The 24,284-nt window shown below is 40.0% G+C and carries 20 protein-coding genes and 1 riboswitch; of the genes, 16 read left to right on the forward strand and 4 right to left on the reverse strand.

Annotation, left to right across the window (positions count from 1 at the left end; translation table 11 throughout):
• Nucleotides 1-55 precede the first annotated feature (55 nt).
• Nucleotides 56-1,975 (reverse strand): SEC-C metal-binding domain-containing protein, encoded by a 1,920-nt coding sequence (locus ABES02_RS10475; protein WP_430133934.1) that lies wholly within the window; start codon nt 1,973-1,975, stop codon nt 56-58.
• Between the two features lie 256 nt (nt 1,976-2,231).
• Here ABES02_RS10475 and prfB point away from each other — a divergent pair.
• Nucleotides 2,232-3,333, forward strand: a protein-coding gene (prfB, locus tag ABES02_RS10480) for a peptide chain release factor 2 (RefSeq protein ID WP_430133936.1) whose coding sequence is annotated in 2 segments (ribosomal slippage) — nt 2,232-2,303 and nt 2,305-3,333 — 1,101 coding nt in all. Because the reading frame shifts where the segments join, the coding sequence is not laid out codon by codon here.
• A gap of 91 nt (nt 3,334-3,424) precedes the next feature.
• Here prfB and ABES02_RS10485 read toward each other — a convergent pair.
• Nucleotides 3,425-3,718 carry a hypothetical protein gene (locus tag ABES02_RS10485; RefSeq protein ID WP_430133938.1) on the reverse strand — a complete coding sequence of 98 codons (294 nt, stop codon included), beginning with the start codon at nt 3,716-3,718 and terminating at the stop codon, nt 3,425-3,427.
• Nucleotides 3,719-3,945: 227 nt separating this feature from the next.
• Here ABES02_RS10485 and ABES02_RS10490 point away from each other — a divergent pair, with 227 nt between their 5' ends.
• The 15 genes from ABES02_RS10490 to ABES02_RS10560 all read left to right on the forward strand — a co-directional run bounded on the left by ABES02_RS10490 (nt 3,946) and on the right by ABES02_RS10560 (nt 22,355).
• Nucleotides 3,946-4,812: a YitT family protein gene (locus ABES02_RS10490; protein ID WP_430133941.1), complete on the forward strand. Its 867-nt coding sequence runs from the start codon at nt 3,946-3,948 to the stop codon at nt 4,810-4,812.
• A 53-nt stretch (nt 4,813-4,865) separates the two neighbouring features.
• Entirely contained in the window at nt 4,866-5,186 is a 321-nt protein-coding gene (gene cccB, locus ABES02_RS10495; RefSeq protein WP_430133944.1) for a cytochrome c551, read from the forward strand.
• A gap of 475 nt (nt 5,187-5,661) precedes the next feature.
• On the forward strand, nt 5,662-6,348 hold the full coding sequence (gene ftsE / locus ABES02_RS10500) for a cell division ATP-binding protein FtsE (protein ID WP_430133947.1): 687 nt from the start codon (nt 5,662-5,664) through the stop codon (nt 6,346-6,348).
• Nucleotides 6,338-7,231, forward strand: a complete 894-nt coding sequence (gene ftsX / locus ABES02_RS10505; protein ID WP_430133949.1) for a permease-like cell division protein FtsX — start codon at nt 6,338-6,340, stop codon at nt 7,229-7,231. Before ftsE ends, ftsX begins: the two co-directional genes overlap by 11 nt.
• A 118-nt stretch (nt 7,232-7,349) precedes the next feature.
• Complete coding sequence (locus ABES02_RS10510; RefSeq protein ID WP_430133952.1) at nt 7,350-8,642, forward strand: murein hydrolase activator EnvC family protein; 1,293 nt, start codon at nt 7,350-7,352, stop codon at nt 8,640-8,642.
• A 197-nt stretch (nt 8,643-8,839) separates the two neighbouring features.
• Nucleotides 8,840-10,294, forward strand: coding sequence for a S41 family peptidase (locus ABES02_RS10515; protein ID WP_430133955.1), 1,455 nt, complete (start codon nt 8,840-8,842; stop codon nt 10,292-10,294).
• Nucleotides 10,295-10,633: 339 nt separating this feature from the next.
• Nucleotides 10,634-11,827 carry a PDZ domain-containing protein gene (locus ABES02_RS10520; RefSeq protein ID WP_430133958.1) on the forward strand — a complete coding sequence of 398 codons (1,194 nt, stop codon included), beginning with the start codon at nt 10,634-10,636 and terminating at the stop codon, nt 11,825-11,827.
• A 248-nt stretch (nt 11,828-12,075) separates the two neighbouring features.
• Nucleotides 12,076-13,233 carry a S53 family peptidase gene (locus ABES02_RS10525; RefSeq protein WP_430133961.1) on the forward strand — a complete coding sequence of 386 codons (1,158 nt, stop codon included), beginning with the start codon at nt 12,076-12,078 and terminating at the stop codon, nt 13,231-13,233.
• A gap of 386 nt (nt 13,234-13,619) precedes the next feature.
• The gene (locus ABES02_RS10530) at nt 13,620-14,717 is read left to right on the forward strand and encodes a GerAB/ArcD/ProY family transporter (RefSeq protein WP_430133964.1); all 1,098 of its coding nucleotides are present in this window, start codon (nt 13,620-13,622) and stop codon (nt 14,715-14,717) included.
• Entirely contained in the window at nt 14,704-16,203 is a 1,500-nt protein-coding gene (locus tag ABES02_RS10535; protein ID WP_430133967.1) for a spore germination protein, read from the forward strand. The genes ABES02_RS10530 and ABES02_RS10535 overlap by 14 nt, the downstream gene beginning before the upstream one ends.
• Nucleotides 16,200-17,375, forward strand: coding sequence for a Ger(x)C family spore germination protein (locus tag ABES02_RS10540; RefSeq protein ID WP_430133970.1), 1,176 nt, complete (start codon nt 16,200-16,202; stop codon nt 17,373-17,375). The genes ABES02_RS10535 and ABES02_RS10540 overlap by 4 nt, the downstream gene beginning before the upstream one ends.
• A gap of 229 nt (nt 17,376-17,604) precedes the next feature.
• Nucleotides 17,605-17,898 carry a cation transporter gene (locus ABES02_RS10545; RefSeq protein WP_430134911.1) on the forward strand — a complete coding sequence of 98 codons (294 nt, stop codon included), beginning with the start codon at nt 17,605-17,607 and terminating at the stop codon, nt 17,896-17,898.
• A 110-nt stretch (nt 17,899-18,008) separates the two neighbouring features.
• A complete protein-coding gene (locus tag ABES02_RS10550; RefSeq protein ID WP_430133973.1) occupies nt 18,009-19,229 on the forward strand; it encodes a cation:proton antiporter in 1,221 nt (406 codons plus the stop codon).
• Between the two features lie 137 nt (nt 19,230-19,366).
• Nucleotides 19,367-19,507, forward strand: a riboswitch (cyclic di-AMP (ydaO/yuaA leader).
• A 141-nt stretch (nt 19,508-19,648) separates the two neighbouring features.
• On the forward strand, nt 19,649-21,559 hold the full coding sequence (locus tag ABES02_RS10555) for an APC family permease (protein ID WP_430133975.1): 1,911 nt from the start codon (nt 19,649-19,651) through the stop codon (nt 21,557-21,559).
• A gap of 202 nt (nt 21,560-21,761) precedes the next feature.
• Nucleotides 21,762-22,355: an NADPH-dependent FMN reductase gene (locus tag ABES02_RS10560; RefSeq protein WP_430133978.1), complete on the forward strand. Its 594-nt coding sequence runs from the start codon at nt 21,762-21,764 to the stop codon at nt 22,353-22,355.
• A 36-nt stretch (nt 22,356-22,391) separates the two neighbouring features.
• Here ABES02_RS10560 and ABES02_RS10565 read toward each other — a convergent pair whose 3' ends face one another.
• Nucleotides 22,392-23,447, reverse strand: a complete 1,056-nt coding sequence (locus ABES02_RS10565; RefSeq protein ID WP_430133981.1) for an ABC transporter permease — start codon at nt 23,445-23,447, stop codon at nt 22,392-22,394.
• Nucleotides 23,444-24,169, reverse strand: a complete 726-nt coding sequence (locus tag ABES02_RS10570; protein WP_430133984.1) for an ABC transporter ATP-binding protein — start codon at nt 24,167-24,169, stop codon at nt 23,444-23,446. Before ABES02_RS10570 ends, ABES02_RS10565 begins: the two co-directional genes overlap by 4 nt.
• Nucleotides 24,170-24,284: the final 115 nt, after the last annotated feature.

Here is a 24,284-nt window from a genome sequence, read left to right on the forward strand (position 1 = left end):
AGGGCTTAAATTTTGCTGAAATTCTCTTTTTTCTTGGTTGCCCGAAATACCCAAGCTATTTCCCTTTCAACCACTCATTCAACCCTTCAATCTTCCGCCACAAATGAAGATGCATATCCGCATAAACAATCGCTTCATTTTCATCACCAAAGCCGTAGTATTCAGGAGCATAAGCAGGCAGCCGTTTCCGTCCAGTCAAATATGCAATCACATGCTTATTCTCTTTTTTGGCAGCCTTTAACAATTTAGCAGCCTGTTCCGTATAGCCATTCTCGTAGAGCTCAAGTAAGACCTTGTTGAAGCAATATTGGGCTGTATCCTCTTCGTATTGCTCAAGCAATGCCTGAGCCTTATCGATTTCGCTCAAATCCATGTAAGCCACAAACAAGGAGTATCGAACACCTTGGTTATCCATGGGATTCAATTCTAACAGTTCTTCATATTGCATGACTGCCTCAGTGATTTTCCCGAGAATAGTAAGGGCTTCGGCATAATGCATCTTTGCCCGCATGAACGGTCTAGTTTCGGCTAAACCCCAAAAATAGCCTTTATTCTCTTTGAAAAAAGCTTTGCCTAGCTCTTTCTCACCAGCCTGAATTCCTTTTTCATAAAGAAGAATCGCTTCTTCAAGACTCTTCGTTTTTTCAGCCAGAATGACGTAAGCATCCACACAATTCGGATTAAGCTTTAATGCCTCTTCGGCCAGTTTATAACGATGTTTTCCTTCCGTTTGCCAGGCATCATAAATTAAATTTCTAGCCCGTTCTTGGTCATGTCTGGAAACCTTTCGGGTAGGACTTTTTGTCTTTTTAACAGACTTGTCTACACTTGGCAATGTCTGGACATTCGTTTCAACCGCTGTTAGACTTCTGCTTTTAGGAAATTCAATGATTGTTGCCTCTTCAAATGGCGGTTCTTCCTCGACATTGTATACAATCCCCATTAGTTCTGCGATTTCCAATGATAATTCAGTTTCAAGCTCTGAATAAATCGAGGAGATGCTATTGGCTGAAACACTATATAGCTCAGCCAACTCCTTTTGCGTGAACACATTTTCCATCGGTGCAATCTGGCAAAGCAAATAATGCAGGGAAGCTACATAGAGAAGTGGGTTTTGGATGCGCTTTTGCTTTTTCTGGCAAAAATTCAGCCAAAGAATAATCCCAGTGTCTACAATCGGAGTCGGAACTCCAAGCGTTTCCAACCTAGATTTGAGAATATCGGCTACTTCCTTATAAATAGGTGCCGGCCAGTCCATTTCATTAATATCTAACATGCCGCCGATCATCGGAAGTTCCGTCAAGACTTCCATGAAAAAGTCCGTTAAATAGTCTTGCGGTGAGTCATAATCGGCATTTAAACTGCTATCCTCAATGTATTGGAAAGCATCTTCAGGCTGTAAATCCGGCAAATCAAAAGGGGACGGAAAAAAGACATAGTTTTGTTCATAGGGCACCAAAATACCGATGAAGAACGCCCCTTCTTCGATCGTAAGTGGAATGCCCGCGACAATAGCATCTAGTTGTTCGCCGCTAAACCCATCCTCAACCGTCATTTTGTTGCTTTCGACTTCAAGGACCTTGCCGGCAATCGTTCTTGCGTCCTTCCATGTTTGTAAAATTTGCTTGAGCTTCGGCCGCTTAATCTTTCCAGTTTCAGACGCTATAAATTTTTCGATAATCGTATGCCCGTCTTCCAATTCTTCAAAAAAGGAAAACCAAATGGTATGGATTAATTCATAAAACTGCAGTTCCTGTTCATCATCGATTTCAACGAACGCCTCAAAGGCTTCAAAATCCTCTTGGATGTCATGGCCAAAGTGATAGACAGCAAAGTGCAGCAGCTGCTTTTGCAAGTCATCAATTTCTCCTTCAATGAGTTGTGTGATTGAAATAGCTTCATTCGCTCCGCAGCACTTTTTATACTTTTTCCCGCTGCCGCATGGACAAAGGTCATTCCGGTTTATTTTCTCCATCGCGATCTGCTCCTTTATCTATCTATTTGTTTGATCATGTTATGTAAGAATTTCTGATAAAATTTATGTCCGGTTTGTTCTTATTTAATAGTAACATTTTTGACAGGTTGATAGATGAAATATACGAAGAATTTTGCTTATCAGCGGTCAAGTTTTGAATTTTATCCCGCATTAACGCTATAATGGATAAGGAACTGTCCCATGAAATTCAGAATAAACTATGTTACACGACGTAATTTTTATTGAGGTGACGAAAATGGAATTAGCAGAAATTCGTAATGAACTTGAAAAAACAGCTAAGAAATTAGCGGACTTTAGGGGGTCACTTTGACCTTGAAAATAAGGAGGCCAGAATCGCTGAACTAGAGGATGCCATGCTTCATCCTGATTTTTGGAATGATCAGCAGGCTGCGCAAACGGTAATCAGTGAGTCCAATGGCTTAAAAGAACAGGTAAATGATTTCAATGAATTGAATGATTCATTAGAAAATCTGGACCTGACTTATGAGCTTGTTAAAGAAGAAAATGATGCGGAGTTACGTGCTGAATTGGAAGAAGAGCTTCTGCAGTTAACGGAACGCTTAAATCAGTTTGAGCTTCAGCTTCTCTTAAGTGAAGAATATGATAAAAATAATGCGATTTTGGAGCTTCATCCAGGTGCCGGCGGAACAGAATCCCAGGACTGGGGCTCGATGCTGCTTAGAATGTATACGCGCTGGGCAGAGAAAAAGGGCTTTAAAGTAGAGACGCTAGATTATCTGCCAGGTGATGAAGCAGGAATTAAGAGTGTGACGCTAGCTATTAAAGGTCATAATGCTTATGGCTATCTTAAAGCAGAAAAAGGGGTTCACCGTCTTGTGCGGATTTCGCCGTTTGATGCCTCAGGTCGTCGTCATACTTCATTTGTCTCCTGTGAAATTATGCCTGAACTAAATGACGATATCCAAATAGAAGTTCGGACAGAAGATTTAAAAGTTGATACGTACCGGGCAACGGGTGCGGGCGGACAGCATATCAACACTACTGATTCAGCTGTTCGGATTACCCACATGCCAACAGGTGTTGTGGTTCAGTGCCAATCAGAGCGTTCACAAATCAAGAACCGTGATGCCGCTATGAAAATGTTAAAGGCGAAGTTGTATCAACGGGAAATTGAGCGTCAGGAACAAGAGTTGTTAGAAATTCGCGGAGAGCAAAAGGAAATCGGCTGGGGGAGTCAAATTCGTTCTTATGTTTTCCATCCTTATTCCATGGTGAAGGATCACCGTACAAGTACAGAAAGCGGAAACGTTCAGGCTGTCATGGACGGGGATTTGGATCAGTTTATTAACGCTTACTTACGTTCGAGAATTTCGTAATAATGATTGAAGCCTTTGTCGACTTGTTCGGCAAAGGCTTTGTTTTGGGATTTTTTTGCCGATTGGTAGAAGAAATAATGAGGGTAATACTTTAGTCTTTCTTAAATGGTAATTTTCCTTCAGGGATTTTTAATTCGTAGCCAGCTGTGATAATTTCAAACATTTTATCATGACGCTCCATTTTAATTTCCATGTACCGAAAATGGCTCCGCATTTCAGATGCATTGTTATGAACAGTTTCGGTTAGGGACTTCATGCTTGATTCCAACACATCGAGTCGTTGATCAATCCTATCGAGTCTTTGGTCAATGGCATCAAACCGTCTTTCAATTTTTTCAAATTGCTGATTCATTTGCTCCATCATTTGCTTTAATAGCTGTTCCATTCCTATCACCACCCTTTTTACAAATTATAGCATATGAAGAATAAGATACGACAAAAACTTCTCTAACCTCCCCTTTATGAAAATCATGATAATTGCAAATGCTAATAAAAAAATTTAATCCTTTACCGCTTCAGCCCAACACCATTTACACCACTATTTGCCCATGCTATACTCACTTTCGGTTAGTTGAAATTATATTAGAAACTGAATTTAGAGGGGAAGCAATCATGAATATTTTAAGCAGTATCACCGATACATATCCAAAAACGAGAGCCGCGATAGATTATGTATTTGTCATTATTGGCTCCGCGATTATTGCAATGGCATTTAACGTTTTCTTACTGCCCAACCAAATTGCTTCTGGTGGGGTAAGTGGAATAAGTACTATTCTTAAAACAGTAGTTGATTGGGAGCCCGCGTATGTACAATGGGCCTTTAACATTCCACTATTTATCGCCGGAGTTATATTATTAGGAAAACAATTTGGTGTAAAAACGCTTGTCGGGACTATCTTTCTGCCAATGGTCGTTTTTGCCACAAAAAATTTAGAACCATGGACACATGATGCCCTGCTTGGTGCCTTGTTTGGTGGAATTGGTGTCGGCCTTGGTCTCGGCATTGTCTTTAGAGGGAAGGCATCAACCGGTGGGACAGACTTAGCAGCCCAGATTATTAATAAATATACAGGTTTTACCCTGGGAAGATGTGTTGTTTTAATTGATGGGATTATCGTTCTTACCGCCGCAATCGTGTTTGATATCGAAAAGGGGCTGTATGCGTTAATTGCCCTCTATGTGACAAGTAAAACGATTGACCTGATCCAGGTTGGTTTTGGGCGTTCAAAAATGGCGATGATCATTACAAATAAGCAGGAGGATGTCCGTGCGGGAATTTTGAATAAAATTGACCGGGGTGTGACCAAACTATCTGCATATGGTGGATTTACGGACAATGAGCGGCCCGTGTTAATGTGTGTAGTCGATCAGTCTGAGTTCACAAAATTGAAACAATTAGTTAAAACCCTTGATCCAACTGCATTTGTCGTCGTTATGGATGCGGCAGAGGTACTCGGTGAGGGTTTCAAACGCGCCTAAACATGGTTTATACTATTGCTGTAATGGAATTTTTTTCTGTAGGGGGAAAAATAATGAAAAAAAAGCTACTAACATTGCTATTGGGGACTTCAATGGTAATGGGACTTGCTGCATGCGGCGGTGGCTCAGACGATGCTAAGGACACTGCTTCTGGCGGTGAGGCAGCCAAAATTTTCGATCAAAAATGCTCAAGTTGTCATGGCGGAGACTTAAAGGGTGGAATGGGTCCAAATCTAACCAAGGTTGGATCAAAATACTCTAAAGATGAGATTTTGGATATTCTTAAAAACGGCAAGTCAGGTGGAATGCCAGCTAACGTAGTTGAAGGCGATGACGCTGAAACCGTAGCAGCATGGCTTGCGGATAAAAAGTAAAAGGTAGTATAAAAAGCGTTCTGTGATATAATGGCAGAGCGTTTTTTATTTGTCCAAAAGCTTTTTCGCGAAATTAATTAGAATTCCGGCGAAATGGACACCAAAAAGCGCGAAATTAAATGGAAAGTAAGCGAAATACATTCCAATACCCGCGAAATAAACCCGAAAACCCGCGAAATCCTCAAATTCTCAATAACCATGGTTCTTTTATCCTGCCCCGAAAATATGCAATCAAAAAAATTCGACAAAACTGACAATTCATATTATCTTAAATGTTGTCACAAGTGGGGAAACTTGGTGAGATATGTATTCTTTGAAAAGAAACTGTAATATTATTACCACTTTTTTTGTCGATTTATGATGGTATAATAATAATTAGTGATTTATGCACATAGTCTTGTATTTTGGTTCTTTATGAATGGAAAGAAGAATTTTGTCGAATTTTTTAAAAAAACTCTAAAACTAGGTGATATAAATGATAGAACTACAAGAGGTATATAAAAAGTACCCGAACGGCGTAACGGCCGTAAATGGTATTGATGTCCGGATTAACCAAGGTGAATTTGTCTATGTCGTTGGTCCAAGTGGTGCTGGGAAATCGACCTTCATTAAAATGATGTATCGTGAGGAAATTCCAACCTCTGGGACCATCCTGTTGAATGGTGTAAACCTAGCAAAATTAAAAATGAAAAAGGTTCCGATTTTTAGAAGGAACCTTGGCGTCGTCTTCCAGGACTTTAAACTGCTTCCAACTCTTACAGTCTATGAAAATGTTGCTTTTGCTTTAGAAGTAATTGAAGCACAGCCGAAGTATATTAAAAAACGCGTCATGGAAGTGCTCGACCTTGTAAATCTAAAGCATAAAATTAAAATGCTCCCTTCAGAGCTATCCGGTGGTGAGCAGCAGCGCGTTTCCATCGCCCGTTCCATCGTTAACTCTCCAAAGGTTGTGATTGCGGACGAGCCTACTGGTAACCTGGATCCGGATACATCATGGGAAATTATGAAAATTTTTGAAGAGATTAATGCCAGAGGGACAACCGTTGTTATGGCGACGCATAACAGGGAAATCGTTAATACATTAAGGCATCGCGTTATCGCCATCGAAGGCGGAAAAATTGCTCGTGATGAGCAGAAAGGTGATTACGGTTATGAAAATTAGAACAATCGGCCGTCACGCCCGCGAAAGCTTAAAGAGCATTGGCAGAAATGGCTGGATGACATTTGCATCCGTTAGTGCCGTTACCGTTACATTAATTCTAGTCGGCGTCTTTTTGGTTATTATGATGAATCTTAATAGAGTGGCACAGACCATTGAAGAGGACGTGCAAATCCGCGTTCATATCGATGTTGCTGCAAACAAACAAGATCAGCAAGCATTGAAAAGTGAGATTGAAAAGATTCCTGAAGTAAAAAGTGTCAAATTCTCACCAAAAGAAGAGGAATTAAAAGAACTGGTGAAGAGTCTTGGTGAAGAAGGAAAGGCTTTTAAGCTATTTGAACAGGATAATCCGTTAAACGATGTATTTATCGTAAAAACGAAAAAACCGACCGATACCATGATGGTTGCGAAGAAAATTGAAAAAGCCAATTATGTAGCGAAAGTAAAATACGGGCAGGGCAAGGTTGAAAAATTATTTAAATTTATTAAGGCGAGCCGGAACGTCGGGATTGTTTTAGTTGTCGGTCTATTCTTTACGGCGATATTCTTAATCTCTAATACCATTAAAATTACGATTATTGCTAGACGTAGAGAAATTAAGATTATGAGATTAGTAGGAGCGACCAATAATTTTATCCGCTGGCCGTTCTTCCTTGAAGGATTATGGCTCGGAATTCTTGGTTCGATCTTACCAATCATCCTGATTGCGATTGCTTACTATCGTGCTTATGACTATATTGGTCCAAGGCTTAATGGGACTTTTATTAGAGTGCTGCCGTTTGATCCATTCGTTTATCAGGTTTCCGGCATTCTGATCTTAATGGGAGCTTTGATTGGAGTATGGGGCAGTGTCATGTCCGTAAGGAAATTCTTAAAGGTTTAAAAAATTATCAGGAAGGGCTCACTCCGTTGCCCTTCCTGATTTGTTCGTCTAAACACACAAACACTCACAGATAAAGAACGATTTACCTGTACATAGAGTTTAGGGAGGAAGAATCGAGATGAGGAAAACCGTCATAACCCTTGCTACTGTTGCTGTAGTGGGAATTGGGACTATTTTTGGAGGAGTGCCTGTAAAGACAAACGCAGAATCCATCTCCAAACTTAAGGGTAATCAAAGTAAAATCCAGGAGCAGCGTTCCGATGTTCATTCGGGAATAAATGCTGCAAACGATAAAATCAGCGATCTGCAAAATCAGCAGGCAGACGTAAAAAGCGAAATGAAGCGTCTGGACTATGCTATCACTGACGCGACTAATAAAATTAACGATAAAAATGCTAAAATTGAAAAAACTAAAGGTGAAGTGACTAAGCTTCAAGCTGAAGTCGAGGTTATTAAGGAGCGAATTAAAAAGCGTAATGTGCTTTTAAAGGACCGTGTACGCAGCTATCAGGAAAATGGTGGCATGGTTAACTATATCGATGTGTTAATGGGTTCAGATAGCTTTAGTGATTTCGTTGACCGCGCCAATGCTGTTGCAACCATCATGCAAGCAGACCAAGATATCCTAAAGCAGCATGAAGCAGATAAAAAAGAGCTTGAAGAAAAACAGGCTCAAGTACAAAACGACTTGGCCAGTCTGCAAACGATGCTGGCTGACTTACAAAAAATGAATCAGCAATTGACTGCTCAAAAGGCTGAAAAAGATAAATTACTTGCAACTCTCGTTGACAAAGAGCAAGATGAACAAGAGCATATGATGGATTTGAAGGAGCAGGAGGAAATCCTTTCGGCTCAAGAGGCTGCTATTCAAAAGGCAATAAAATTGGCCCAAGAAGAACAAGCTCGGGCAGCAGCAGCAGCCGCAGCAGCAGCCAAAAATAATTCATCAAGCAGCAGCAGCAGTAACAGCGGCGGCGTTGCAAGTTCTAGCGCAGTACCTGGAGTGTCAAGCGGCTATTGGACACAGCCTGCGGTTGGTAGATTCACTTCTGGTTTCGGTGGCCGAGGCTCTGAATTCCATTACGGTGTAGACGTTGCTAATCATACAAGTGTACCGATTGTGGCTGCGGCAGATGGTGTCGTCATTCGATCCTATTATTCTAGCAGCTATGGGAACTGTATCTTTATTTCGCATTCAATTAATGGACAAGTATACACCACTGTGTATGCCCATATGTCCTCACGTATAGTCGGAAATGGCGCCGTGGTGAAAAAAGGCCAGCAAATTGGAGTTATGGGTAACACCGGTGCATCCGAGGGACAACACTTACACTTTGAACTTCATAGAGGTCCATGGACCCAGGATAAGCGTAATGCCATCAATCCTGTCGGGATTGTTCCACTTCCATGATTCCATGACATTGATTGATTTGAGAAGAAGCTTTTAGCTTCTTCTTTTTTGTATTTATTTTACAAACCACTTTGGGGTCTCCGAACTTTCTAATCATAACTCGTCCATTCCTCACATATAAGTTAATAATCGAGCAGGAATTCCATGCCTGCTTATAAAAATAGAATAAACAGGCATTTTAATTGAGGAGGATTCGGATGAATCGAAAATGGATTGCCCTGTTAATGACAGGTTCGCTTCTCACAGGAGCGGGGGGCACATATGCTGGTATGCATTTTTTAGAGACCAAGCAAGAAAGCTCCGCCCTCGAGCAAGCGTTATCTCCAAAAAATAAAGCTGTAAATTCCGCAAATGAAACTGCTGACCTTGCAAAGGTTGAGCAGGCTTATGATTTGATTTCAAGCCGATACGTAGAAAAGGTAAACCAGGACAAGCTGGTTGAAGGCGCCATTCAAGGGATGCTCTCCGTTTTAAAGGACCCATATTCCGTTTATATGGACAAGGATACGGCTCAGCAATTCACTCAATCGTTATCATCCTCATTTGAAGGAATTGGCGCAGAGGTCGGCATGGTGGATGGCAAAATTGTCATTGTCTCGCCGTTTAAAAATTCCCCGGCTGAAAAGGCAGGCATTAAGCCGAATGATCAAATCCTAAAGGTAGACGGCAAGAGTGTGGAAGGACTCGACCTTAATAAGGCAACTTTAAAAATTCGCGGCAAAAAGGGAACCACCGTTAAGTTGGAAATTGCCCGTAGTGGTCTAAAAGAACCGCTCACTATTAATGTGAAGCGCGACGAAATCCCACTTGAAACGGTCCACGCTGCCGTTAAAAAGCAGGATGGCAAAAAGGTTGGCTATATCGAAGTGACTTCTTTTTCTGAAGATACAGCAGCGGATTTTAAAAAGGACTTAAAAGCGCTGGAAAATGATAATATAAAAGGCTTAATCATTGATGTGCGCGGAAACCCAGGTGGATTTTTAGATAGTGTTGGTGAGATATTAAAAGAATTTGTGCCGAAGGATAAGCCATATGTGCAAATCCAAGAGCGGAACGGTGAGAAAAAACGTTATTTCTCGACCATTTCTGCTAAAAAGGATTACCCGATTGTCGTCCTTGTTAACAAGGGGAGTGCATCGGCATCAGAAATTTTGGCTGGCTCACTGAAAGAGGCAGGTGGTTACCAACTAGTCGGAGAAACAACCTTTGGCAAGGGCACTGTCCAGCAAGCTGTTCCAATGGGAGATGGCAGTAATATTAAATTGACGCTATTTAAATGGCTGACCCCTGATGGAAATTGGATTCATAAGAAAGGCATTAAACCAGATGTGGCCATCAAGCAGCCTGAAATCTTTGCTACCCATCCGATTCAGGTTGACAAACCGCTTGTTCAGGACATGAATAGTGAGCAAGTAAAAAATGCTCAAGAAATCCTTGATGCCCTTGGATTTGCTCCGGGTAGGACAGATGGATATTTCAGCTCGCAAACAAAGATAGCCGTAAAAGGCTTCCAGCAGCAGTATGAAATCCCGCCAACTGGAAAAATTGATGCCAAAACGGCTGACAGACTTGAAGAGGCCGCGTTAAAAGAAATGAAAAAAGAGAAAAACGACCTCCAGTTGCAGACGGCGTTGAGGTTAATTACGAAATAGGAAAACAGGGGCGACTAGCCTCTGTTTTTTTTTCACCAAACTGGTTTCGCGGAATAGTGATTTATTTTGCGGAATGAACGGGAATTTCCGCGGAAATAGAGAGGGGGTTCGCAGAATTAATCCCAAATTCCGCGGAATTCCAGCAAAATTCTGCGAAAATTTGAGACCAACACTCTATAAACCTACAAGAAGGCCTGCCCAAACTAGTAAGAAAGACATTTTTTCATTTTTTCTAGAAACTAGCAATATGTTTTAAGCCAGTAATTTGGTAAAATAATCTTTAAGAGATTTTTTTTATACTATATTGCTAGAAATTTAAATAGAGGCAGGTGGCGGGAATTGGTGCAAATATGGCTTGTAGAGCTTCTAAAAGGGACAGGCAAGTTATTTCTTCATCCTGTTTTATACTATCTCGTTTTCCTTGCAGGGATTTTAGGCGTCATGAGGGTGAAACGTGAGCGGAAAAATTTCCATATTCGGGCGCATGATGCCTACTTTGAACTCCGGCAGCTGTTTCCGACGGGACTTCTCATCGGACTCATCCTATCGGTCATCGTGATTGCGGCCGGAATTGCCGTTCCTTTTGCTGCAATCTTGCTCATTGCTGGATTTACGTTTTTATGGTCGCTTACGACAAATGTTCGCTGGGTTTCACCAGCCTATACAGTGGGTGCAGCCTTTTTTGCGGTCATCTTGTTTGCGGAAAATAACTGGTCGATCATCCCTTATACGGATGCGTTCCATTCACTTGATGACAAGGTTTACCCCTCCATTGTTGTATTACTGGGGCTTTTGTTAATCGCGGAAGGACTAATGATTATTAAAAATGGCAGTATTGGGACTTCTCCTAAACTAGCAAAAAGTAAGCGTGGTCAAAGCATTGGTGTCCATGAACTGAAGCGCATTTGGATGCTTCCGTTGTTTTTGCTGGTACCAGGAAATGCCCTTCAGCTTCCATTCGATTGGTGGCCGGTTTTTCACATCGGCGCGAAGGAATTTTCGCTCATCCTCGTTCCATTTGCGATTGGTTTTCACCAGCAAGTTAAAGGGATGCTGCCGAAAGAAGCCATTCAACTTCATGGTCGACGAGTAGTAACCCTTGGAAGTATAATCACGCTCCTTTCTGTTGCAGGCTATTGGAATCCGCTTCTTGCGATTGCTATTGGCGCATTTGCAATCATTGGCCGCGAATCGTTGGCATTACTGGCTTATATGAAGGATGAAGGGTTGCCGTTTTATTTTTCAAAAAAAAATCAAGGTTTGATGATTATCGGCGTCATTCCAGAATCACCTGCAAGTAAAATGGGTCTGCAGGTGGGGGAAATTATCGCAAAAGTGAATGGGGTCGTCGTTCGTGATGAAAGGGTATTTTACGAAGCTTTACAAAAAAACCGCGCCCATTGCAAGCTGGACGTCCTTGATACAAACGGTGAGATACGCTTCGTCCAGCGCGCCCTGTTCGAAGGCGATCACCATGAATTGGGTATCCTTTTTGTGTATGACGAGCGTAAGTATGATGAGAAAATTGGATGAATTATGTGATTTTTCATAATTAATACCAATTCATTCAAAATTAATGAGAACTTTTTTCAAAATATCTTAGAAAACATATTAATAATCTAAGCATTCGAAATACCAGATGTTTATCAGTTTATTCTGATGAATTTCTGGTATTTTGCTTTTTAAATAGAAGGTTTCCCAAATCTAATTGAATTTTAATCTATTTTTATAACACCAGAAAAATAGAATATAACGATTAAATCAAAAGGGGGAGTCTAAAATTGAAAAAAGTAGTCCGAAATCTTTCATTAATGGTTACAGCTTCTCTTAGTTTTTTATCCTTAGCTGGTTTTTCAACGCAGAAGCCGCTTGGGGAGGCCCATCCGCCGATTCATATTAAGAATAATGGCGCGACTCCGACCTATCAAAATGGTTACACACCATCACAAATAAAAAAAGCATATGGATTGGATAAGGTAACCTCAACAGGAGCGGGGCAAACCATTGCCATTGTCGATGCGTATGGCAGCCCAACCATTCAAAGCGATCTTCAAGCATTCGATAAGCAGTTTGGTCTCAAAGATACTACCGTATCAATCGCTTATCCGAACGGAAAACCAGGCAGAACGGATGGGGGGTGGGCGCTCGAGACGTCACTCGATGTGGAGTGGGCGCATGCTATTGCACCTGATGCTAAAATTCTCCTCGTCGTGGCAAAATCAGCTTCCATTTCTAATTTGATCTCAGCAGTCGATTACGCAACCTCTCATGGAGCCCAAGTCGTTTCAAACAGTTGGGGCGGTTCTGAATTCTCAAGCGAAGCCAGTTATGATACCCATTTTCAACATTCTGGAACCGTATACGTTGCTTCATCCGGGGATAATGGCTCAGGTGTATCCTGGCCGGCATCATCTCCTTATGTGCTTTCCGTTGGTGGAACCCATTTACAACTAGATTCCTCAGGATCCTATCTCGGTGAAACCGGATGGTCCGGTTCAGGCGGAGGCATGAGCACCTATGAATCAAGACCCAGTTACGAGAATCTATGGCAAAGTGTTGTTGGAACACATCGTGGAAATCCAGATGTATCATGGGACGCCGATCCAAATACAGGCGTAGCCGTTTATGACAGCACGCTCTATAACGGGCAAAAAGGCTGGTACCAAGTCGGCGGCACAAGCTTCGGAGCACCTTGCTGGGCGGCATTGATCGCACTGGCAGATCAGGGACGAACATCTCCGTTAACAAGTGTAAATTCTATAACCAATTTGTATTCAATTGCAGGTTCTACCAATTCGACCGGATACACGACTAATTACCATGATATAACCGGAGGAAATAATGGTGGATATTCTTCTCAAGCCGGATATGATTTGGTGACAGGAATTGGATCTCCAAAAACAGATGTGTTGATACCGGCATTAATTCAATCAAACTAGGAATCTAATTCGATTTAAAAAGCTTGTAGAAGAAAGTCCATTGTGACAATTCTACAAGCTTTTTTAATGAAGGCTATTTTCGCATAGATTGTTGTTTTTCGTATAAGTTTATCAACCCGTAAAATAGAAGCCTCGTGGCATCTTTTCGTAAGAACATTTGCGGAAATTGCCTAGAAACATAGTAAATGCCCTTTATTAAGTTCTATAAGCAACAAAGTTTACAAGAAGAGCCTTAATGAAAGAAAGTTCAAATAATCACTTGGGTAAGGAAATGGGCATATTAAATGAGTTCCAGCCTTCAATGGAATAACCAGTCCTATGCATGCAAAATATCCCAACAGGTTACACTATCTTAGTACTGAAGATGAGTCCTTAGGAGAAGACAAATGGAAAAACAAACGATCAGCTTGCTGCAAATGTCTCTTATCCTAATCGGCAGCACCGGAATTATCAACCATGTAGTAGTCATTCCTTTGTTATTGGACGTTTCTGGCCGTGATTCCTGGATTGCCATTGTGTTCTCTTGCGTTGCCTATATATTTTTGATTCCAATTTTCTATTTCATCTATACACGTATGAAAGGAGAGCCATTACTTTTATGGCTTAGGGGAAACTTTGGGATTTTTGTTGCGTATCCATTGATCGCAATTATCCTTCTCTACCTATTTTCCTTGAGTGTAATTACTTTAAGGGAAACGTTAACCTTTTTATCGTTTTATCTTCCGATGACACCTAAACTTGTTCTAGGTGTTATATTTTCTCTTGTCTGTCTTTATAATGCAATGCAAGGGATTCGATCCGTTGCATTAACAGCTGGGCTCCTTTTGCCCATCGTTTTTGTTTTAGGTTTTTTTGTCATGACGGCAAATTTTCCTAATAAAGATTTTATTTTATTGAAGCCATATATGGAGCATGGTATCTCACCGATTATAAAAGGAATAATATACCCTGTATCAGGATATATCGAGCTAGGTTTTATCCTCTACTTTCATCAACACATAAAAACTATAATAAAGTTCACTACTTTGGTTTGGATTGGGATGATTTTTTTACTCCTTACTCTTGGACCTACGATTGGAGCAATCACAGAGTTTGGCCCGTTTGTTGCTGCCAAGCAACGATATCCAGCCTTTGAGGAGTGGAGGCTTGTTGCAATTGGCCGATATATTGAACATCTCGACTTTTTATCTGTTTATCAGTGGTTTGTGGGGGCTTTTATCCGGCTGTCGCTACTTACTTTTCTAATCCCTGATCTTCTTCATATTACAAATAAGAAGGTAAAGAATGGGTTACAGTTCTTCCTTCTTGGAATAATCACGTTACTATCAACTTGGTCTATTAACGATTACACTTTTTACTTGTTTTTATCCCATCAATTTATGCCCTATTCTATCGTATTCATTATCTCTCTATCGATATTTTTAGCGTTCCTCTCTATGATTGTGAATAAGAAGAAAGGAATAAAAACGAATGAAGCGCAATAAACGGATTGCCCAAAATACGACGGATTTCATGTTTAACGAGCCATTATTAAAGGAATGGTTTGATGGGTGCAAAGATGTCTTCATCGAAAAACAGCCAATAGCCGATGGTTTACATCCTTTTTCTGTTTTATCAGTATTTTGTATAAGTCTCATTGATATAAAGGAATTGAGAAAAACGATATTGCCTCAAATTCATGAGGTGTTAGAAACAGAATACTTTGGTGAACCAGGGGAATTGGAGTCAAAAATTGCCTTTCCAATCGATTCCTTGGAGGCTGATTTAGAACAGGAAGACATAGCCCAAAAAGTGTTTGAAGGCTATCTTCTATTTTTTCTTCCTGAATTTAAGCTGGCCTATTCGATCAAAATACCCAACTTGCCTGCAAGATCAGTGGAAGAGCCTAGTACGGAAGTTACGTTGAAAGGAGCAAGGGACGGTTTTGTTGAAGAGATAAAACCAAATATAGGCTTGATTCGGAAAAGATTAAAAACCTCCTCACTGCATTATGATGAATTTGTTATCGGAGCAAGAAGTAAAACGAGAGTGGCAGTTTTATATCTGAAAGATGTCATTAACCCGGATGTATTAGAACAGGTACAATCTCGTCTAAAAGAAATTAATGTTGACGCTGTCGTTTCTGCTACGCAAATTGAGGACCTTATTACCGACCGATCCTTCAGTATTTTTCCTTTATTGGAATACACCGGACGGCCTGATTATGCTGTAAATTGCTTGATCATGGGCCGCTTTGTTGTATTAGTTGAAGGCTCACCGACTGCTTCAGTCGGACCTGTCACCCTGCCATTTTTCGTGAATAACGCTGAGGACCAACATTCCATGTCCCCTTTTGCAAGCTTCGGCAGGGTTCTAAGAATCTTCAGCTTAATGGTATCTGTTTTTCTGCCGGGATTTTGGATTTCTTTAGTTGCTTTTCATCCAGATCAAATTCCATATACGCTGCTGGCAACAGTGACATTGTCTAGAGAGGGAGTTCCACTGCCTGCTGCACTAGAGGGCTTTATCATGATTTTTTTATTTGAGCTTCTTAGAGAAGCTGGTCTAAGGATCCCTTCTACATTTGGGCAAACATTATCAGTGGTAGGCGGATTAATAATTGGGCAAGCCGCCATTAGCGCTGGATTTGCGTCCCCTGGTATAGTCGTCATGATGGCAATTTCTGTCGTTTCAACCTTTACTTTAGTGAATCAGTCCCTTACTGGCACGTTAAGTATCCTCAGATATTTTGTTTATTGTTTATCATCGTTTTTCGGTGTAGTAGGGCTCATACTTGCTGTCTTTATCATCACGATTCATGTTGTGAATCTACGGTCTTTCGGGCTTCCGTTTATGGCACCCTATTCACCGCTTGTACCGTCTAGTGTTGTACCTGCCACATTCCGGGTTCGTTTTAAAAAGATGATAAGAAGACCGAAAGAGCTTGATACAATCGATAGTACGAAAATAAAGAATGAGGGAGAAGAATGATAAAATTCCTATTCAAGAAAAAGCTTCTTATTGTATTCCCATCCGTTTTCCTGTTAACCGGATGTTGGGATACGCGACCAGTGGAGGATGTATGGTACATTAATGCCATAGGAATTGACTTTCAGGACGATGCCTACGTGATCTACCCACAAATAATCAATTTTTCAACTTTGGCAAAACAAGAAGGAGCTGCAACTCGTACCCCCCAGCCGATTTTTATCGGAAAGGGAGGTGGGGAGATTTTAGACCATGCAGCGTTTGATTTCTATAAAACGTCCCAGCAGCGGGTCTCTTGGGAGCATATTAAAACGATTGTGCTCTCAGAAAATGTTTTGAAAAATGGAGATATTAAACAAATTGATGAATTTTTATCCCGATTCTTTCAGTTTAGAAATACGATGTGGGTGTTTGGAACAAAAGAAGCACTTCCGGATGTCTTGGCAACTGGGACCATCCTGAATATATCACCCCTTTATACCATTTTGGATATCCCAAAAGAAATGACAAAAAATTATTCCCTTTTTAGTCCGTTGAAGTTTTTCAAATTTAGTGCCGATTTATATGAACCCGGGATGACAGCACAAGTGCCTTTCTTATCGATTACGAAAAAAAAATGGAAGGCTGACAAAAAGGATTTCCCTCTGCTCAAGTATAGCGGGGCGGCTTTTGTAGCATCGAAGCGATACAAAGGCTACTTGTCAGAGAAGGACTTATCAGGGTTTAAATGGACGGAAAAGAAGTTACACAGAGCACCTTTGTCATTAAAAAAAGACGGGGAGCCAGTTGCGGAACTCGTTTTGAAAAAGCCGAAAGTCAAAACACAGACTTACATAAAGAATCACGAACCGCATTTTCGAATGAAGGTTAGCTTGCAAGGAGATATTTTTCAAATGGTAAAATTCTTGCCCGTAAAAACCTTAGAAACATTAGCTGAAGAGAATCTGAAAAAAGAAATTGAAAGAACGTATAAAAATGGATTGAAAAAAGGAATTGATGTTTTTCAATTATCACAAATCATGTATCGTAATAATGTGAAGGAATGGAAAAGATATCAAAACAATGGAATCATCACGCTTTCACCGTCGTCCGTAACTGTGGATGTAAGAGTAAAGATTATTACAAGCGGCCAATGGAAGCCAGTAAATTTGAAAAAGCCATACAATCAGGAGTGACGATAAAGGATCCCCATAACTGGCTGAGGAAGAACGTCGTTGTCAAAAGAAATAGAAGAATCCCGCTTGAATAAGACATTTGGTGTTTATTCAAGCGGGATTTTTTTAGCGCTTTATTCGATTTTTTTTTGATTCTTAAAAAATTAACAAAAAATTGATTTTATCAATATTTCCCATTTCTTTTGAACACTATAAAAAGAAATGAGTTGAAGGAGTTAAACATGTGGAAATGAAGCAGGTGTATGAGTTAATAAAAAAAGGTAACAAATCGTCAGCGATAGCCATGATAGGAAATACTCTTATTGCTTTAACAGAATTTATTGCTGGAGCAATAAGTGGAAGTGGAGCCATGTTTGCCGCAGCCATGCACTCATTAGTAGATGCAGTAAATCAGGGTTTCATTTTTATCGGCAGTATTTTATCTAAAAAAAAAACCGTCACACAGGTTTCCAAATGGTTTCGAACGCTTGAACCATATTTTCAGTCTAATAGCCGTATTGGTTGTATTGACGATGACATATGAAACCATTCCGCTCTGGTTCATACAAACCCTTCATTCAAAAAATCGAAGGGTTTTTGTTTTTTACAATAATAACATTATTAAAAATAGGATAATGTTTAAGGAGACATTTCATGCATCACTTTAACGAGATATTTATTCAAATCCTCATTTTATTAGCGATATCATTAACTGTTATCGCACTTGCAAAATTAATCAATCGGCCTTATTCTATCGCGCTTGTTTTGGTGGGTCTTCTATTAGGGTTGGCCGAAATCCCCTATTTAGAGGATGCAGAACATTTTATTGCGCAATCTGAGGTATTTCAAGTCATCATTATTTCCTTATTCTTACCGATCCTGTTAGGAGATGCTTCATTAAAACTCCACTATTCTCACTTAAAGGAAGAAAAGCTTCTTGTCATAGCCCTGGCAATTGGGGGGACTTTATTATCTTTCCTTTTTATCGGCTTAGGAGCCCATTACCTACTAAATCTTCCTATTGTTGGAGCATTTACATTTGCTTCATTGATGAGTGCAACTGATCCAATCAGTGTTATTGCCATTTTTAAAACTCTAGGTGTTCCAAAAAAGCTTGTAACCATTATTAAAGGAGAATCACTCTTCAATGATGGGATAGCGGTAGTATTATTCCAAATTTCAACCGTTTATCTATTATCCTATATGGAAATGGGCTTAGTTGGCTTGGGCCAAGGATTACTGTTATTTTTAAAATTTAGTGCTGGCGGGCTCTTGATTGGAGGGGCTGCCGGCATTATCTTCTCTCAAATTATTCGTGCCTATGATGATTACCCACTTGAAATTGCGTTTTCGATTGTCATGTTTTTTGGCTGCTACTTTATCGCTGAACATTTCCACGTTTCCGGAGTGATTTCTGTTGCTGTCGCTGGTTTAATTTTTGGGAATTATGGTGCGAAGGTGGGGATGTCTGAGACGACAAGGATCAATATCGATTCGTTTTTTGATACCGTCACTTTTTTTGCAAACAGTTTAATCTTTTTAATGATTGGATTAGAAATAAGAAACATTTCTCTTTCGCAAAGATGGGGATACATTGTGCTAGCGATTGTAATCGTCCTCTTATCAAGGACTCTTGCGTTATACATAAGCCTTTCGCCGATTAAAGGCTTTTCAGAAAAATATAAGGCCATACTAAATTGGGGAGGCTTAAAGGGTAGCTTATCGATTGCCCTTGCATTAAGCCTGCCCCATGAATTTGAAGGCAGAGAAGATATCTTAATCCTAACGTTTAGTGTCGTATTGTTTTCGCTGCTATTCCAAGGTCTAACCATTACACCATTGATTAATAAACTAAAAATATCTGATAAGATTTAAGTGAAAAAATGAGCATTCTGTAGAATAATTATGGAAAGTACCTGTTTATATAGATTTATCATCAAAAATGGCCGTTTTTAAGCAAATTTCGTCATTTACATTCAAATCATAAAGGACTATTATTGCTTCAAATCAATTTAATATTTCGGCCAAATCCTGAGAAAGTTCAGGAACGGAGGAACCAATTTTTGGGGGTTAATTCTGGAATCAGAAGGGATGAGAAACTCTTTCGCCATCCTACCCGTCAGCTAACTTCGTCGGCTAATGCGAAGGAGGTCAAAGACCGCCTAATTCAGGGTGCTTTTTTTTTGCCAAAAAGCAGCGTGATGAATAAAGAGGTCTTTTTATTATGCCTATTTTTGCAAAGCCTGGGCTGCAACGTTCGATTTCTTATTCTAATAAAAAGAAGGGATTTTAAAGTGACACATCCATCACAAATTTTGGAATTAATTTTTGCAGTCATTGCTTTAATCGCAATATGGTTTTCCATTACTAATTTTAACAGCGTTAAACGGATTTTAATTGGCAGACCAATGCGAACAGCAGAATTGCATGCCCAGCACAATAAATTACTTTGGTATATTGCGCTCCCTATACTAGCTGCTGACCTTTATTCTTCTGTTTCTTATGGCCCTGAATCAGGGATGACAGAACTAATGAACTTAGGAGCAGAAGCAAAGTGGTATATCATTCCGATTACGATTTCTACTATAATCCTTTTGGCTATCCTGATTCTTTCTTATATTATGGGAATCCTTGCTTATCCAAATGGCGGAGGGGCTTACGCAATTGCAAAAGATAACTTTAAACAACGCTGGATCTCTTTAGTGGCCTCCAGTTCACTGCTAGTGGATTATATCTTAACCGTAGCCGTTTCTGTTTCAGCAGCGCTTGAAGCTGTTTCTTCTGCATATCCAGTAGTTGCCCCCTATGAAACGGTTCTAGCTATTCTTTGTGTTTTTATCCTATTAATTGTAAACCTTCGGGGTGTGGCTGAATCGGCGAAAATTTTTGCATGGCCCACTATAGGATTCATGGCTTGTATGCTGATTTTAATCGCTTTTGGTTTATTTGATGAGGTTAATCATGGTTTTGTGCAACCAGCTACACCGCAGTTTGGTTCTGTTCCTGAGGGATTTACGATATTACTCTTATTAAAAGCATTTAGTTCCGCTTGTTCTGCTTTGACAGGGATTGAGACCATTTCAAATGCTGTTCCTATTTTCAGGGAGCCGCAACAAAAAAATGCGATAAAAACGTATGTTGCTTTAGGTACCATTACATCTATCACTCTATTAGGATTTGCCTATCATTTATATGTTAAAGGTATTTCACCTGACCCTCATAATACAATGTTATCGCAATTAACTCAGTATTATTTTGGCCATGGGATAGTCTATCAAACTATTATCTGGTTTACGTTTATCGTATTAATACTTGCAGCCAATTCGACTTTTACAGGCTTTTCGCAATTAGCTGCTATCGTAGCTGCAGATGGTTATTTACCTCGTGGACTTACAAATAGGGGTGATAGACTAGGATATTCAAATGGAATTATTGCCTTAGCAGGGACAGCCAGCTTACTTATTCTTGCCTTCCACGCCCATACAAATGCTTTAATTCCTTTATATGCAATAGGGGTTTTCTTATCCTTTACTGTAGCACAATATGGTTTAGTGAGAAGGTGGAGACGTATTAAAGGGCCTCATTGGAAAACCAAATTAGCCATTAATACAGTAGGGGCCATTATAACGACGATTGTTGCGGCCATATTTGCTGTTACAAAATTTACAAGCGGTGCTTGGGTTGTTTTAGTGGTTATTCCATTTTTTGTTCTTTGCTCTATTCTCGTTCAACGACATTATCAAGCAGTGGCTAATGAGTTAAGAATCGATGTTAAAACAGAACACCCTGAAGCTAACCGGGTTGTAACAATAGTGCTTGTTTCAGGGATCCATCGAGTGGTTCAAAACACCTTATCTTTTGCCAAAAGTTTATCTCAAGAGAATTTATTAGCCGTATATGTAGGTTTTGACGATGAGTCTATGAAAAAGATGGAAAGTAAATGGGAGGAGTGGGGGACACCTTGCCGCTTACTTACCCTGAAAAGTAAATACAGATCAATATTAGAACCATTAACAAGATTTATCCACATCATTGAAGAAAAAGAACAATTTAAGGCTCAAATCCATATTGTTATACCTCAATTTATCACAAAAAAATGGTGGCATAACTTACTGCATAATCAAACAGCACTGCTGCTTCGCTTATGGTTAATAAGACATAAAGATGTGGTTGTTACAACAGTTCCTTATCATTTAAAGGAATAACCCTAAAATAAAGGGCAGAAATCACCATCAGTGATTCTGCCCTTTATTTAGATTAAATCCCGAGTATTTTTATATGATAAAAAATGTTGACAAAAGTTAATAGATATAATATTATTATTTTGAATTAAAGATATTCAAATTAGAGATAAGTAATTTTAGAATATCTTAATTTGAAGTTTATTACCATTAGGTGGTGTGAGGAATGAGTTTTTTAAATAAATTATTTGGTAAAACAACTGAGGAGGAAAATATAGTGACAAAATTAAACATTGGTATTATCTTAGGAAGCACACGTCAAGGACGCGTAAGTCCACAAGTAGGAGAATGGGTAAAAGAGATTGCAGACAAACGTGGCGATGCCAATTATGAAATCGTTGATATTGCAGACTTCAATTTACCATTCTTAGGAACAACTGACGGTTCAGAACCAGGAATCGCAGCATGGAACCAAAAGCTTGCTACTCTAGAGGGCTTCGTATTCGTTGTTCAGGAATACAACCACAGCATCACTGGTGCATTAAAGAATGCCCTTGATTTTGCCCGCGAAGCTTGGAACGATAAAGCAGCAGGTATCGTAAGCTATGGTTCAACAGGCGGAGCACGTGCGGCTGAACACTTACGCGGCATCCTTGGTGAATTGAAAGTAGCTGACGTTCGCACACATCCAACATTGTCATTATTTACTGATTTTGAAAACGGCAGTGTTTTCAAACCAGCTGAATTACATCTTACTAATGTAAATGCTATGCTTAGTGAAGTAGTCGCTTGGAGCGGTGCTTTAAAAACGATTCGCTAATAAAAAGAGGGGATGATCACTCATCCCCTTTTCCTATTATAGCTTTCGATATTTTTTCATTGATAAGATATTTAAGAAAACAAAGATTAAGGCGAAAATCACTAAAGCCAATATATCCCCGCTAATGTCACTGAAGCCCAATCCTTTATACATGACGCCCCTTAATGCATCTCCGGCATAATACATCGGGAATTCCTTTGCAATCACCTGAAGCCAATCGGCCATCCCTTCGAGCGGAAAAATTCCCGCAAAAAAGATTTGCGGAATGACGGCGATCGGGATAAACTGCATCATTTGAAATTCTGAAGCGGCAAAGGTCGATAACAAAATTCCTAACGATAAGGCAACGAGAGCCAAGAGCAGATTTATCAAAAGTACATTCCAAATGGACCCAACTAACACAATATCTAAAACATTAATCGCATAAAATACGACAATAACCGTTTGAATCACAGCAAACATCCCATAGCCAGCCAGGTATGCCGTGACAATTTCTCCTCTGCGAATTGGAGTGGATAATAACCTTTCCAATGTACCAGTTGTCCGCTCGCGTAATAACCCAATACCTGAAATGATGAAGACAAAGAAGAAGACAAAAAAGCCAACTAAAATCGGGCTTAATACATCAAAAAAGACCGTATCTTTATCACCATAAACATAGTTTGTTTCCATTTTTGGAGGCATCATATTGGCCATAGCCGGATTTTGCTCCAACAATTTGCCTTGAGCTAAGGCAGAAACAGTTTGATTAACCTTCGCCTGCAGCCCTCTTGCTGAAGTTGGATCGTCATTTTGGAGTGTTAATCTCATCTGTCCGCCATCTTGAACCAGCAATCCATTCAGATCATTTTCAACCACCGTGTTTTTCGTAGCTTTCTTATATTCCTTTACATGTATGTCTGCTTTTTTAAAGGCTGACACCAGACTTTGGTCGACGCCGACGACACCTAATTTCGGTTCCACGGTATTCCCGTTAAATAAAAAGTACATAAGGGTTAGAATCATAAGCGGAGCAATAAACATCAGACCTAAAGTTCGTTTATCTCGGGCCATTTGCCGAATGATTCTTTTGATCAGCGCCATCGTTCTCATGACTGCCTCACCCCTGCTTTCCGGAACACCTCATCGAAATCGTCCGTTCCGTATAACGTTTTTAACTCGTTAGGTGTGCCGCTTGTTAAAATACGGCCATCACGAACCATGGCAATAAAATCACATTTAATCGCTTCATCCATGACGTGGGTTGTCACGATAATCGTTTTTTCTTCCTCATTTTTCAAGCGTAACAATTCATTCCAAATCGATAATTTTAATTCAGGATCAATTCCGACAGTTGGTTCATCTAATATCAAAATCTTCGGATCCTGAATGAGCGCTATCGCCAAGGATAAACGCCGTTTCATTCCCCCGGAATAGGCTGATACCCGTTTCTTAAGGTCATCAGTTAAGTTCACTAAACCCGAAGCATAAGCGATTCGCTTTTTCTGCTCCTGTTTATTAAGCTTGTAAAGCGAGGCAAAAAATTTAAGATTCTCTTCACCTGTTAACTCGACATACAAGGCGTCGGATTGCGCCATATATCCAATCTCCTGCAGCAGAGCAAGATTCGGCATCCGCTCATCTAGTACATGAATCGTTCCTGTATCAGCCTTTTCCATGCCGACAATCATTTTAACCAATGTTGTTTTTCCCGCTCCAGAAGGACCGATTAGCCCGAATAATTGCCCTTTCGGAATCGTTAAATTGACATCTTGTAAAACAGGCTTTTTTCCAAAGCTTTTACTTACCTTTTCCACTGTAATGGTTGGATTCATAAAACCCCTCCTATCAGCCAGCCCAGTAATGAACACCGTGTTGACCATCTCTATACCCTAATATTAAAATGCGGTGACAGGAATTACAATGAACAATAATGACGAATGTGTTCAT

This window comes from Neobacillus pocheonensis, assembly GCF_050477905.1.
GTDB lineage: Bacteria > Bacillota > Bacilli > Bacillales > Cytobacillaceae > Neobacillus > Neobacillus pocheonensis_A.